We start from the raw sequence: 14445 nt of genomic DNA on the forward strand, positions 1-14445 counted from the left end.
AGGTAAAATGCCTTAAATTACTCACTTGCACATATGCGAAAGCGCAAGCAGTTTGTGAAGAGAATTTTTGCATAAAAAAATCAAAACCGGCAGACTAAAACCTGACAATCCTTAACGGTTTATCGTTTGTATGTAACATACGAAAAAGTATCACAACATATCGCCCGAATTATTGCATTACTTTTGTTTTTTGGCTTAGGAATCGGACTTTTAAGGATGATTTTTAAGTAATCGCACAAACCGGCATGAATCAACTCATCACCGCCTACTCTCCATGGTTCATTATCCTTTGCATTGGGACAGGTCTCCTCTATGCGGCACTGCTGTATTCGCAGGATGCCCCTTGGAGCAAATCTACCAATCGTATATTGGCTTTTGTTCGCTTTCTGCTGGTCAGTTTACTTGCTTTTTTGCTCCTTGAACCAATGATTCGGCAAATCAACAATGAGTATGAGAAGCCTGTGGCGGTCGTAGCCATAGACAATTCCGAATCGCTGGCACTTACCAACTCACCCGAGAAGTTAAAAAAGGCTGTTGAAACCATGAACAGCGTAGCCGAACGCTTGGGAAACCGAGGATTTGAGGTGCAAATGCGCAGCCTCTTGCCTAATGCAACGCCTCTTCGCAGTTTTGATTCCGTGCGGTTCAATCTGCCCGTTACCAACTTGCAAGGGCTGTTTGCTTCCATTCAAAACAACTTTGAGAACCGCAACTTGGGTGCTGTGGTATTACTCTCCGATGGCATCTACAACCAAGGCAGTTCGCCTTTGTACCAACCCGTCAAGGCCGGTATTTATACTATCGGCATAGGCGATACGCTCCCCCGCAACGATGTCAGCATTCGCGCAGCTTATCACAACAAAATAGCCTACTTCGGCAATCAATTCCCGATTGTAACGGAAATTACCCACTCCGGATTTGAAGGTCGTGAAGTTCAGTTGAGCGTTTCGCAGGCAGGCAAAGTGCTTGATTCCAAACACATAGTATTAGGCAAAGAAGGTGCGCTGCAACAAGTACAGTTCTTAGTAACTGCCTCTCAAAAGGGCGTACAACGCTATGAATTACAAATTAGCCCGCTGGAAGGCGAGTTTACGCAGCAAAACAACGTAAGGCAGGTTTACATTGACATTTTGGACGGGCAAGAAAAAATTCTGATAGTGGCTGCTTCCCCCCACCCCGACATCAAAGCCCTGCGAGCTGCCTTGGAAAAAAATTCCAATTATCAGGTAAGCCTTTTCATCCCTAATGTGATGCCCAATGAGGCCTTAAAACGCAACGAAAAATACGACCTGATAATTTTTCACCAGTTACCCAATGCCAATGCCATCACGGGCAATTTGGTGAAAGAACTGCTGGCTGCCAAAACGCCTGCATGGTTTATCGTAGGCACACAAACTTATATTACAGCTTTCAATGCTTTAAGCCCGGGTGTCAGTATTGCCGCATCGGGCTATCAGACAGACCGCGTAACGGCTGCCATTAACCCACAATTTGACAAGTTTTTGCTCAGCGACGAAAACAAGTCGGCCATTGCCAAATATCCGCCATTAGTTGTTCCTTTTGGCGACTTTAAACCGGCACAGGGCACTGTTCCCATGCTGATGCAGCGCGTAGGCAGCCTGCAAACCAACAAGCCGCTCCTTGTTTTTGCCGAACAAGACGAGCGCAAAATCGGCATATTGCTTGGCGAAGGCATCTGGCAATGGCGATTGCAGGAATTTTCCCGCAGCGGCGAACAAGCCACTTTTGATGAAATGATTGGGAAAATTACACAATACCTCACTGCAAGGCAGGATAAGCGCAAGTTTCGCGTCAATACTGTTGCCAATGAGTATTTTACGGGTGAAACCGTGGAGTTTGAAACCGAAGTTTACAACGATATCTACGAAAAGATATACGGGCAAACCGTGCAGTTGGAAATTATACCCGAAAAAGGCAATAAGAGTACATTCAGCTACGTAAACAGTGGTGAAGGTTTCCGCTATAAAGTCTCCGGATTGAAGCAAGGCGTGTATAACTTCAAAGCAAGCACCGTACTGAACGGCAAAACCGAAACTGCGGAAGGTCGGTTTGCGGTAAAAGAAATACAGGCGGAAGCACTCAACACCCGCGCCGACTTCAACCTGCTGCGTCAATTGGCCAAGCAAAGCGGCGGCGAATTTTACACATTGGAAAACTCATCGCAACTGCTGGATAAATTGGAAAATCTAGAAGCTACGGCCGTTATTCACAGCAGCGAAGAAAACAAGGAAATCCTGTTTTTGAAATGGCTGTGTTTCTTGTTGCTGGCACTTGCTACGGGCGAATGGTTCGTCCGAAAATTCAGAGGCAGCTACTGATGCTCTGTTTGTGCACGCCTGCAAGCCAGCAAAATCAATCGGATTGCGGATTTAAAAAAATCGGTAGAAAGCCGTATCAGCCGCAACAATCGGGGGGCGGCTTCACGCAGTGCCTCCCGCAGGGAGGTATTGTCGTGAAACCGCAGATGTGCGAAGTCCCGCAGGGCTTCGTGCAGCTGCCGTGAAGCCGCCCCCCCGATGTAGCGGAAGCCCGAAGGGATCTCGCTACATCTGCCTGCTTTGCGCAATGCGTTTTATTTCGCTCATGCTTACAACATTGCCTGCAACATACGGTACAAATAAGCTGCCGAATGGAGGGCTATTAGGAACAGCAGAATAGCCTGCTTTTGCTTGGCAAAAATCAACTTTTTAATAGCATCCATCAGGTGCGGGATATCGTGCCCCTCGGTGGTTGCCAACAGCGCAAACGAATACGCCACACGCCACAAGGTAACACCAATAAAGGCATATAACACAGCAGCAATGCTTTCATAAGCAAACTCCATCCAGTCAATCTTAATGTTTAAGGAAGACACGGAATAGGCTTTGGTAAATGCCATCAGTTCAGCGACTACCGCCACTGTAATGAACGCAATCCCTGTAATGCGTAACATACGCGCCAAACGTGCCATTTGCTGTTCCTGCTCGGGCGAGAACTCGTAATTATCTGCCATAAGTTGATAAAGTTGCTTTGTCCAAAATTAATTGATTTATAGACAGATACAATACGTGTTTGATTTTTTGTGCGATTCGGTGAATTTTGCACACCAATTTACGCAACGCAATGAAAGCATACATTTTTCCGGGACAAGGCGCGCAGTTCCCCGGCATGGGCAAAGAACTGTACGAGCAGCATGAGGCTATCCGCCAACTTTTTGAGCAAGCCAATACTTTGCTGGGTTTCCGCCTGTCCGATATCATGTTCAACGGCACCGAAGAAGACCTGAAACAAACCAAAGTTACTCAGCCTGCCATCTTCCTGCATTCGGTGGCTGTTGCCAAAACAGCGGCAGACTTCAAACCCGACATGGTAGCCGGCCACTCTCTGGGTGAATTTTCTGCTTTGGTAGCTGCCGGAGCCATGAGCTTTGAAGATGGGCTGATGCTGGTATCGCAGCGTGCACAAGCCATGCAGCGCGCCTGCGAAATTAACCCCTCTACCATGGCGGCCGTGCTGGGACTGGACGATGATAAGGTAGAAGAAATCTGTGCCCAAATCACCGATGAAATAGTGGTTGCGGCAAACTACAACTGCCCGGGGCAATTGGTTATTTCGGGTTCTTTTAAAGGCGTAGAATTAGCAGGCGAAGCATTGAAAGCCGCAGGAGCTAAGCGTGTGCTGCCTTTGCAGGTGGGCGGAGCGTTCCACTCGCCGCTGATGGAACCAGCCCGCGCAGAGCTGGCCGCTGCCATTGAAAAAACACATATTGTAACACCTGTGTGCCCCGTTTACCAAAACGTGGATGCCAAACCTTACACCGACCCCGCACAAATCAAGGCCAACTTGATTGCGCAATTGACCGCCCCCGTGCGCTGGACGCAAAGCGTACAAAATATGATAGCCGACGGCGCTACCGAATTTGTAGAATGTGGCCCCGGCAAGGTTTTGCAAGGACTTGTGAAAAAAATCAATAAAGACGCGGCGGTTGCTTCGCTGTAATCATTGTGCAGTGGCGGCATGCTTTTATACAAAAACCCCGACAGGTCTTGGCAGCCTATCGGGGTTTTTAAATACTTGTTTTTCAGGAGTTTACATAAAAATTTTTCGCAAACCACTCGCGCTTTTACATAGCCGTCAAATCCCAGACTACCACTGCCCAATGCTCATCGTGTTGGTAGCTGTGAATAATCTCGTAGCCCATGCGTTGGTGTGCCCGCATAGAGCGCGCGTTGCGATAAGAAACTTCGGTAACTACCAAATCATAGCGTCCCTGTAACTGCTCGCGCATGGCCAGATACAACTTGTCAAAAAGCCCCTCGCCCCGATAGCCCTCTGCCACACATATTTGCCCCATCAGGCAGTAGCGATAATCCGTCATGGGTTTGCCTTTATAAGTAAGCCCGGCAATCATCTCGGATGTGGATTGCAAAAATTCGGAAGCAGCGGCAACCGTTAAGGGAGTCGGCAGGCAATAGCCTACCACTTTATCACCGTCATAAGCCACCAACGGCGGCTCTGCTGCATACAGCCGCTCCAAAAAGGGGACATCATAGCGCGCCACCACAAATCCTTGCGATTGCTGGGTAGCTTCGCTGATGTTTTCGCGCAGGTTAGCGCGTTGAAGGTCTATAATTTGTGCCAAGTCGTGCGGCAAAACATTTCCTATACGAATCATGTATTTTGAAAGGCTTTTTTGCAAATTTAGCTGTAACCAAGCCATTCCGACCGCACGATGGCTACATTTGCACAAGATTTGCGCTCATTTCAACTTATGAAACAACTATTGCTGCTACTGTTTGCGGCAGGCACACTGGTTGCCTGTAAAAGTAACGTTGCTCCCGAAGGCGAGCCTACGGAAATCAGTTTTGACAGCCTTGCTTTTCACCCCGATATTACGCGGCGCAATACTTCACGCGAGCGCATCATCCGCCCCAAAATAAGCCCCGAAGAAGCCCGCGGGCGTTTTGAAACCGATATTGCAGGTTTAGACATAAACGAGTCGGACGGCAGCATCAACATAGACCGCAGCGAGGCAGGTATTCGCTATACGGTGCGCTTTGTACCCAATGACCCCAAACTGAAACCGGATACCGTCGGCCTGCTGATTGCCGGACTTGATTACTTGGACAGCGTTTATGTGCTGGCACGCAACCGATTCCGTGCTTTCCCGATAGTAAACGCAGACCGCAACTACAAGGCCACCAACGGGCAGGCAGGTTTGCCGCGCAGCATGAACGGGCGATTTACGGGCAATTTCGGCTTTACTTCTGCGCTGCCGCCGCTATTGAACGATTCGCTGGGCATTATAGACCTGAACCGCGCCAAAGATATCATTTTGGAGCGGCGACGCACCAATTCGGCCTTTACCAATCCGCTCAACCTGACGGTGCGCTACACGCTCCGCGACAGTGTTAAAAATGCCGTGCGCGATACTATCCCCGGCAGGGCAACACCTTTTGCAGTTGTACAAAACACTATCAGCGTACAGATTTATCATTACCAGTTTCGCACCGATATTCCTGCTTTTGTATCGGATGCACTGCGCGAACGCCGTACTTTCCCTCGCGGACGCACCGAAAATACACCCCGCACCGAACGGCCTGTCATCTTGGTTGTTGTGGACAGGGATTAGCATAGGAAATTCGGCTTGGGGATTTCGGATTTGGGAGTAAACCAAAGGTGCTGATTGCTTGCTTGTAACTTTTATGAATCAAGCTATATGCAAAACTATTTGCGGTCAATTGCTGCGTCCTTTGCGGTACACAAGATACCCCACAGTGTGTGCGGAGTATTACACGCGGAGAGGCACATTTACCAAACCCATTGGGGTATTGTGTAAAAAAATTTGCGCCGACAATGAAACGTTTACACGCATGGAGGAATCAAACAATAACCGGCACTAATCAGTAAAAGTACATGAACATTCCTCGCTCCTTCCCACTGCCGACCATCGTAGCTTTTATCGGCAGTTTGTATTTGCTGCTGCCTGTATCGGCTTTTGCCCAAAAGGCAGACTTAAAGAAAGGGCTTCAATTGCTGTCAAGTAAACAACTTGGCGCAGCACAAGAATTTTTTGAAGATATCATCAAGACAGACAGCACTCATACTGCTGCTTATTTTGCACTGGCACAGACCTACTTTGAGCAGTACAAAACGCTGCGGGAGCAGCAAAAACATCAGGTGCGCCTGTTGAATATCCAGCCGCAATTGGACTTACTCAAAAAAAGTCATCAGACAGCAGCCGATTTTAATCGCCTCTACACCAAGTTGGAAAGCAGGTCTAAGGAAGATATCAGACGTTTATTGGCCGTAAGCGAGCAGATGCTCACAACCGATTTTGCGCAAATCATTATGCAAGAGGCCTTTCAGTTAATCAATCAGGCACCCTATCGCCGCGCGTTAAATCAAATGTTCGGCAGCAAAATTTATGACCGTGTTACCGAATCGGATACGGTAATTGCACTGCGCCGCCTGCTGGTTCAGCAATGCAGGCAATACATTAGTGCCTTTCCGAAAAGTACGCACGTCAGTACGGTGCGTCAGATTGCCCGCGAGATGTTACAGGAATACCTGAGCATGGAGCAGTTGCGCCGCTCCGGTGAACGCGACGGACGGGAATATGAACAGTTCTGCGAGCTTATTTTGACATACTGCACGGCTGATGAGTATCGGCACGTCTTGCCTGAATTTTACGGGGCTTACTTTGGTTTTAACAAGCAGAATTATCTCAGGCACCACAACTACTTCAAACTGAAAGAGTTATCACAGAAATTCAATCTTTCGCCCGAAAGTCTTCTGTGCGAACTCAACCTGCATAATGCCGGTTACACGCCCGAAAAACAGGCTTTGTATGAGGCTTTTATCAACACTTTTGCACCCGAAGACGTAGCGCTGGTGGCCATAAAAAAAATGGCCGAACCTGCCATCATAAAGCGTGAATGGGAAAACGCACGCACGATTTTTAAACGCTATCGCCAACTGTTTCCCGGCAAGGATAATTATTTCGCAAAAATGGATGCACTGTTGGCTGAACCCGAAGGTGAAAAAAAATTAGAAAACTTAGGAACTGCCATCAACTCCGACAAGCGTGAATATAACCCTGTTTTAACGTTAGACGGTCGCACACTCTACTTCTCCCGCCGCGCCTACAATACAGGCGAAGATGTGTTTGTCAGCCAATGGGACGGCAAAGAATGGTCGCAAGCAAAACCGTTAGATAAAAAAATCAATACAGAATCGCACGAAACACCGCTGGCCATCAGTCCCGACGGACAAACCTTGTTCCTGTTTGGCAACTATTACATGCTGCCTAATTTTTTCTACGTTATACAGGATGCACAATTAGGCAAAGGTGATTACTACTTTGCCGAAAAACAGGGCAACAGTTGGAGTAAAATCAGTGCTATGCCAAACCCTGTAAATTCTGTGTACTTTGAATCAGGTTTTAGTATGAGTGCGGACGGCAGCGCAATACTGTTTGCTTCCGACAGGCCGGGTAATGTAGGCGGTTACTTCCCTAACTACAACCCCAATTACCTGTATTATCACGGTTCGGGGGAGTTTAATGTGGATATCTACGTATCGCTGCGCACCGAAAACGGTTGGAGCACCCCTATCAATCTGGGGAAAGTGATTAATACGCCCTTTGCAGAAAACAGCCCATGGCTGCATCCCGACATGCGCACCTTATACTTCACTTCCGATGGGCACCCGGGGCTGGGCAGTTACGATGTTTTTGTCAGCCGCCGCCTGCGCGAAGACTCATGGACAGAATGGAGCGAACCCGTTAATTTGGGCAAAGCCATTAACAGCGCAGGCAGCGATGCCATCCACATAACAGCCGACGGTAAAACGGCACTGGTTGTTTCTTCTCAACCGGGTAATTCGTATGGAGAAACCGATATTTATCGCATTACGATACCGGAGCCGCACCGCGCAGAACCGGTCGTAGTTGTAACGGGTACTGTTATTGACAGCAATGGCAAACCTGTAACAAAAGCACAGATAACATGGCAGGCAACCGATAACTCACAGAAAGGCACGGCAAGCGTACAGCCCAACGGGCGGTTCTCTATCCCCCTGAAAAGAGGCAAAAAATACCGCTATCAGCCTGTTGCTCCCGACTACTTTTCGGGTTCGCAAATTGTAGACCTCACGCAAACGCCCGCAACAACTCTTGTGATAGAACAGCCCGCCATGGAAATGGGCAGTTTAAACAAGTCCGAATCAAAGGGGTTTGTCATCAATTCTTTGGAGTTTGACTTTGACAGCGATGTTATTCGCCCGCAGTCCCTTCACGACTTAGACCGCTTGGCGGCACTTTTGCAAGACAACAGCTTGATGCTCCACATTGAAGGCCACACCGACGATAAAGGCAGTGATGAGTTTAACCTTTCATTGTCGCGCCGACGCGCCGAGGCTGTCAAGAAATACCTGCTTGCCAAAGGTTGCAAAGCGCAGATAATAGCCAAGGGTTTCGGCAAAACGCAACCGATAGCGCCTAACACGACCGAAGAAGGCCGACAGAAGAACCGCAGGGTAGAGTTTCGGGTAGAGTAGTCCTACTCAAACCGCAGCGATTCTATCGGGTCTAATTTGGAGGCTTTGAAAGCGGGATAATAACCGGACAGGATACCTACACCTATACATACGACAAGCGCAATCATCATCCATGCCCAAGGCACAAGGAATCCGCCTGCCTTCACCAGCACTGCCACCAAGTTGCCAATCAGGATGCCGAGGATGATGCCGACTACTCCGCCGATGATGCAAATGACAACGGCTTCAATCAAAAACTGTTCGCGGATGCGCGTAGGGGTTGCGCCCAGTGCCTTGCGAATACCTATTTCGCGGGTGCGTTCCGTTACCGAAACGAGCATAATATTCATCAACCCGATAGATGCGCCCAAAAGGGTGATGAATCCGATACCGAAACCGCCTATGCGAAGTTGTCCGCTGATATTGTCTAAGGCTTCCTGTGCCGTTTCATTTTTTTCTATCAGAAACGATTCGGGTTTGCCGAGTGCATCGCGGCGAATAAGCCTGAATTTACCCGTAGCTTCGCCCATGAGGTATTCCAAATCGGCAGGGTTGCGAACAATGCAGGTTGCCCGATAGTACAGCCTGCGCCCGTTGGCAAGCGCTACGGCTTTTTCAAAAGGAATGAGTACGTTGCGGTTCAGACCTCCGCCGCCGCCGCCAAAGCCCGCTTTGTCTTTCAGCACCCCGATAACACGGAACTGATTGCCAAGCAGCAATATGGGTTGATTTAGGGCTTGTTCGGCACTTGTGAACAGTTTTTGAGCAACTTCGTTGCCAATAATGGCTACGGGTACGCCGTTGCGCAATTCTACGGTCGAGAAATTTCTGCCGACTTCCAAATCGCCGCCGACAGTGGCCAGATAGTGCTCATCTGCTCCGGTAACTGATATGTTGGGGTTGGTTTTTAAAGAGCCGCTCTTGATTTCCGCCGTTCCCGAAAGGCTGGTTTGTAAAGCTACGGGCGCATATTCTTCAAACTTTCGCTTAAAAAGCATGATTTCTTCGTAAGAAATCGGTTCGGCCTGTGTTGTATTAACCCCCATTTGCTGCCTGCGCCTGCGGTCTAAGTCGCTGATGTTGAAGGTATTAGCCCCAAGGTCGGAAAGCCCTTGTGAAACAGAGTTCTGAATGGCATCTATTGCCGTCAGAATCCCTACCAAGGCTGTAATGCCGATGGCAATAATGGCAGCGGTCAGTGAAGTTCTTAACAAGTTATCGCGAATGGCTTTCATTGCCTCGCGAACATTTTCGGTAAAAATCATCTTATAGAGAGTGTAAGCAAATATACGGGAAAGTTCCCGTTGTTTGGGTGTAACTTTGCAACTTTCAACGATTGCCGCATGACCGTAGTTCCATATAAAGACAGAGAAGAGGGAAAAAAAGAGCAGATAGCCGATATGTTCGACAGCATTTCGCCGCGCTACGACTTGCTGAACCGACTGCTCAGCGGAGGAATTGATATTTACTGGCGCAAAAAAGCCATCCGCAAATTAGCCCCTGCCAAGCCTCAACTCATCCTCGATATTGCAACAGGCACAGCAGACCTTGCCATAGAAGCGCTTTCGCTGCATCCGCAAAAAATCATAGGCGTTGATATTTCGGAAGGTATGCTCGCTTTCGGCAGAAAAAAGTTAGAAAAAATGGGCTTGCAAAATAAAATTGAACTTCGCAAAGGCGATTCGGAGGCACTATTGTTTGATGATAACACCTTTGACGCAGCGATGGTATCTTTCGGTGTGCGCAACTTTGAAAACTTAGACAAAGGGCTGGCAGATATCTGCCGCGTGCTGAAACCCGGGGGAATGTTAATGGTGCTGGAATTTTCACAACCTACCGCCTTCCCTATCAAGCAACTGTATGCGTTTTATTCAAAGCATATTTTGCCCCGAATCGGTAAAGTCATTTCCAAGGACAGTTCGGCTTATGACTACCTGCCCGAATCGGTAAAGGCTTTTCCCTACGGTGAAATGTTTTTACAGCACATGCGCCGTGCAGGTTTTTCCGAAACCCACTGCGAACCGCTCACTTTTGGCATTTGTTCCATTTACACCGGCAAAAAAAGCGAAGGTTGATACATTATGGCATGAATTTTTACGCCTATCAACAACAGTTCATCAAGTCAGTTATTCATGCGATTTTTAGTGATTGGGGCAGCATTGCTGTTGGCTTTGCTTGCCCACGATGCAGTGGCGCAGAAAAAGCGCAACAATACAGGATACGGGCGCAGCAAAAATCTGCCAACTTACGATGACCGCGTATTGCGCTACGGCTTCCAGTTAGGGCTGCACCAGTCCCGGTTCAATATTCGCCATTCCGATTTTTTTGCCAATAATGGCGACAGCACCACTGCTGTTCGCCCCAAATGGTCGCCCGGATTCATGCTGGGGCTGATTACGAGTTTTCGGCTGGGCAATGAGCTCTGGAATCTGCGCTTTGTACCCAATGTGTCGTTTTATGAACGCAGCATTGAGTATCAGTACCGCAACAATCCCGAAAACCTGCACAATGAAACTTTTGAAAATACGATGGTTGAATTTCCCGTACTGCTCAAATACAAGTCTGTGCGGCGAGGCAATCATCGGATGTACATGGTGGGCGGGCTTTCTGCCAATTTTAAGGTGGCAGGAAAAAAGGAGCGCCTGAACGATTTGCAATTGCAATCCACCAATCAAAACATAGAGGTCTGCTACGGCATCGGCTGGGATTTGTATTTTGAGTTTTTCAAATTCGCACCCGAGCTCCGCTTTTCGCACGGCATTCCCAATCTGCTCATCAAAAACGGCAATGCGGTATCCAACAGCTTAGACCGCCTCACCACGCATCGGGTAGCACTGATTCTCAATTTTGAATAGTGCTTTTCATTTGCGTAAATTGTAGAATGAAATTTATTCGGCTCCGGCATTTGATAGCCTTCCAATGCCTGATTTTGGCAGGCATGTTTGTAAAGGCTTATTACCCTCTTTGGGTAGGCAAGGAAGTAGTGCTGCGGGTAGTCCCCCGCGACCCGCGCGACTTTTTCCGCGGCAACTATGTGGACTTGCAGTATTCCTTCTCGTCGCTTGTTTTGGACAGCCTGCCCAACGACTTGGAAGCCGGAAAAACCTATAACTTCGGCGATGCGCTCTATCTGGAACTTCGCCCCAAAGGCAAATTCTATGAGCCCGCAGCCTTGTATTGCAAACGCCCCGAAGATAAACTTTGCCTGCGCGTGATGCCTTCCTATGCCTATACGCACAACGGAGGCTATAATTATCTCAACCTGCAAGGCGGGATAGAATCCTATTTTACCAATCCACAGCAAGCCAAAAAACTGGAAGCACTCACTTCGTGGCAAAACCGCGACTCTGTTACCGTGAGCGTAGTCGTAAAAATAGCCCCGGACGGTACGGCGCGCATCAGCAAAATCCTATTTTGACGGGCTTCCCGTGTACCGTTCTTCCGCTTGCGTTGCGGAGGAAGTAATTCACCAAACTCAAACGCACTGCAAAGGATTCAATCGGAATGAAGGCGGAAGCCCTACTTTTCCACAATCATCAGTTTGGCAAAGTTGAGTAGCAAGGTTTTCTCTCCTACTTTGTCAAACTGAATAACCGCCCGTTTGTCTGCCCCTTGCAAATCTAATTTTACGATTTTGCCGAAGCCGAACTTGGCGTGCTCTACGCGCATACCTTCACGCAGAAGTGCCGGATTGCTGGCTGTAAAATTGGCAGAAGGCTTATGCAGGTAATTGTTGGCGGGCGGTGGCGGTATTACACCGCGGGAAACAGGCGAAGAAGACCGTTCCAGCATCTTTTCGCGCAGCGGCGATTCTCCGCGCTGAAGTTTGCGGGGCATGTCGGGTGGGCTGACTACTTTCCCCGCGTTATCTACAAAACCGTCGCGGCGAATGCGGCTGATTTGCACATAGCGCTGGTCTAATTCGTCCAGAAAACGGCTCGGTTCGCAGGGGCGCAAGTTGCCGAATCGGTAGCGTTGCAGCGCATAACTCAACACCAATTTCTTCTCGGCGCGGGTAATGGCTACGTAGAACAGGCGGCGTTCCTCCTCCAAATCGGCACGGGAGGCCAGCATCATTTGCGAAGGGAACAAATCCTCCTCCATACCCACCACATACACGTACTTAAATTCCAAACCTTTGGCCTGATGGATGGTCATGAGCGAAACCGCGTCTTCGTTGTCTTTGTCGCCTTCGTCGGCGGTAGTGAGCAGCGAAACTTCCTGCAAAAATGCCGATAGGCTTTTGTCTTCGCGGTCGGGCGTATCGGTAAATTCTTTGATGGCATTGAGCAATTCCTGCACGTTGTCGTAGCGGGCGCGACCTTCTACCGTTTTGTCTTCAAAAAGCTCACGCAGCAACCCCGAAGCCTTGGCAATGTGCGAAGCGGTTTCATACGCATCTTTTTGCGTCAGCGTAAGCATGAAATCCTTAATCATGGTGGCAAAGTCGGCAATGGCAGCACCAATCCGCGACTTGCCTAAGTACTGTTCAGGATGGCAAACTACCTCCCATACAGGCACGTTGTGCTCTGCCGCAGCCACCACCATTTTCTGAATGGTAGAATCGCCGATACCGCGCTTGGGCAGATTAATGATGCGCTTAAATGCTTCCTCATCGCGCTGATTGACCGTAAAGCGGAAATAAGCAATCAGGTCTTTGATTTCTTTGCGCTGATAAAACGACAGACCTCCGTAAATTTTGTATTTGATACCCAGCTTGCGCAAGGCCTCCTCAAAAGAACGCGACTGCGCGTTGGTGCGGTATAAAATCGCGAAATCGGTATTGGGTGCCTGATGCCGCATTTTCAACTCAAAAATAGAAGTGGCAATCAGGCGGCCTTCGTCGTTGTCGGTCGCTGCACGAATAATCTCTATGTGCTCGCCTTCGTCGTTGTCCGTCCAAACCGTTTTCTGCAACTGGTCGCGGTTCTGCGCGATTACTTTATTGGCTACGTGTACAATTTTTTTGGTAGAACGATAGTTTTGTTCCAACTTAACCGTTACCAAGTCGGGATAATCCTTAGAAAAATTCAGGATATTCTGAATGTCTGCCCCGCGGAAGGCGTAAATACTTTGCGCATCGTCGCCCACCACGCAAATATTCTGATGAACAGCCGCTAAATTCTTGGTAATCAGGTACTGGGCAAAGTTGGTATCCTGAAACTCATCTACCAGCACATAGCGAAACTTGTGTTGATACTTGTGCAATACATCCAGGCAATCACGGAAAAGTACATTGGTATTGAACAGCAAGTCATCAAAATCCATTGCGTTGGCTTTGAAACAGCGCTGCACGTATTGTTTATAGACTTCGCCAAGTTTTGGTTTGGCAGCTTCGGTATCTTCCGCCAAAAAAATCGGATTGCGGATGTACTCATTCCATGAAATCAGGCGGTTTTTAGCCGCCGAGATACGCGACATCACTGCCGATACCTTATACACTTTATCATCCAGCCCCATTTCGTTGAGAATGGTTTTGATGAGCGACTTGGAGTCGTCTGTATCGTAAATCGTGAAGTCAGAAGTATAACCGAGGCGATGCCCTTCAATGCGCAGAATTTTTGCAAAAACAGAGTGAAACGTCCCCATCCAGAGGTTGCGCGCATCGTGCCCGACCACCTGCTCAATGCGGTGACGCATTTCACGGGCAGCCTTGTTAGTAAAAGTCAGTGCCAGAATATTAAAAGGTTCTACGCCCTGTTGCATCAGCCAGGCAATTCGGTAGGTCAGTACACGGGTCTTCCCTGAGCCTGCTCCGGCAATAATCATCAGCGGGCCTTCGGTGTGCAACACGGCATTGCGCTGAGGCTCGTTCAGCGAAGCCAGATAATCGGTGAAGCGCTTTTCCATCGTGCCGCAAGTTACGATTTTTCGGCAGAGACCTTATAGACTTTCTTGTACATATAA

General features: G+C 48.6%; 12 protein-coding genes. 7 read left to right on the top strand and 5 right to left on the bottom strand.

Annotation, left to right across the window (positions count from 1 at the left end):
* The first annotated feature begins 245 nt into the window (after positions 1–245).
* Complete coding sequence (locus tag NDK19_RS00955; protein WP_250629952.1) at positions 246–2339, top strand: vWA domain-containing protein; 2094 nt, start codon at positions 246–248, stop codon at positions 2337–2339.
* Here NDK19_RS00955 and NDK19_RS00960 read toward each other — a convergent pair.
* Positions 2333–2587 carry a hypothetical protein gene (locus NDK19_RS00960; protein ID WP_250629953.1) on the bottom strand — a complete coding sequence of 85 codons (255 nt, stop codon included), beginning with the start codon at positions 2585–2587 and terminating at the stop codon, positions 2333–2335. The genes NDK19_RS00955 and NDK19_RS00960 overlap by 7 nt on opposite strands.
* A gap of 21 nt (positions 2588–2608) precedes the next feature.
* A complete protein-coding gene (locus tag NDK19_RS00965; RefSeq protein ID WP_250629954.1) occupies positions 2609–3013 on the bottom strand; it encodes a hypothetical protein in 405 nt (134 codons plus the stop codon).
* Between the two features lie 110 nt (positions 3014–3123).
* On the opposite strand from NDK19_RS00965, the gene fabD reads away from it, so the two are divergent.
* Positions 3124–3999: an ACP S-malonyltransferase gene (fabD, locus tag NDK19_RS00970; protein ID WP_250629955.1), complete on the top strand. Its 876-nt coding sequence runs from the start codon at positions 3124–3126 to the stop codon at positions 3997–3999.
* A gap of 124 nt (positions 4000–4123) precedes the next feature.
* Here the strand turns inward: fabD and NDK19_RS00975 are convergent, their stop codons facing one another.
* The gene (locus NDK19_RS00975; protein WP_250629956.1) at positions 4124–4675 is read right to left on the bottom strand and encodes a GNAT family N-acetyltransferase; all 552 of its coding nucleotides are present in this window, start codon (positions 4673–4675) and stop codon (positions 4124–4126) included.
* 96 nt (positions 4676–4771) lie between these two features.
* Here NDK19_RS00975 and NDK19_RS00980 point away from each other — a divergent pair, with 96 nt between their 5' ends.
* Together NDK19_RS00980 and NDK19_RS00985 are read left to right on the top strand one after the other, a co-directional pair.
* Positions 4772–5632: a hypothetical protein gene (locus tag NDK19_RS00980; RefSeq protein ID WP_250629957.1), complete on the top strand. Its 861-nt coding sequence runs from the start codon at positions 4772–4774 to the stop codon at positions 5630–5632.
* Positions 5633–5916: 284 nt separating this feature from the next.
* Positions 5917–8559: an OmpA family protein gene (locus NDK19_RS00985; RefSeq protein WP_250629958.1), complete on the top strand. Its 2643-nt coding sequence runs from the start codon at positions 5917–5919 to the stop codon at positions 8557–8559.
* A gap of 2 nt (positions 8560–8561) precedes the next feature.
* On the opposite strand, the gene NDK19_RS00990 is transcribed toward NDK19_RS00985, so the two are convergent.
* Positions 8562–9803: an ABC transporter permease gene (locus NDK19_RS00990; RefSeq protein WP_250629959.1), complete on the bottom strand. Its 1242-nt coding sequence runs from the start codon at positions 9801–9803 to the stop codon at positions 8562–8564.
* A gap of 78 nt (positions 9804–9881) precedes the next feature.
* Between NDK19_RS00990 and ubiE the strand changes: the two genes are divergently transcribed.
* From ubiE to NDK19_RS01005, 3 genes are read left to right on the top strand one after another with little or no spacing between them, the layout of a single operon-like run.
* Complete coding sequence (ubiE, locus tag NDK19_RS00995) at positions 9882–10613, top strand: bifunctional demethylmenaquinone methyltransferase/2-methoxy-6-polyprenyl-1,4-benzoquinol methylase UbiE (RefSeq protein WP_250629960.1); 732 nt, start codon at positions 9882–9884, stop codon at positions 10611–10613.
* 57 nt (positions 10614–10670) lie between these two features.
* Positions 10671–11393, top strand: coding sequence for a type IX secretion/gliding motility protein PorT/SprT (gene porT / locus NDK19_RS01000; protein WP_250629961.1), 723 nt, complete (start codon positions 10671–10673; stop codon positions 11391–11393).
* A gap of 26 nt (positions 11394–11419) precedes the next feature.
* Entirely contained in the window at positions 11420–11956 is a 537-nt protein-coding gene (locus NDK19_RS01005) for a GDYXXLXY domain-containing protein (protein WP_250629962.1), read from the top strand.
* A 101-nt stretch (positions 11957–12057) separates the two neighbouring features.
* Here NDK19_RS01005 and NDK19_RS01010 read toward each other — a convergent pair whose 3' ends face one another.
* Entirely contained in the window at positions 12058–14388 is a 2331-nt protein-coding gene (locus NDK19_RS01010; RefSeq protein ID WP_250629963.1) for an ATP-dependent helicase, read from the bottom strand.
* Between the last annotated feature and the right edge of the window lie 57 nt (positions 14389–14445).

Origin of the sequence: Rhodoflexus caldus (assembly GCF_021206925.1) — a bacterium.
Classification (GTDB): domain Bacteria; phylum Bacteroidota; class Bacteroidia; order Cytophagales; family Thermoflexibacteraceae; genus Rhodoflexus; species Rhodoflexus caldus.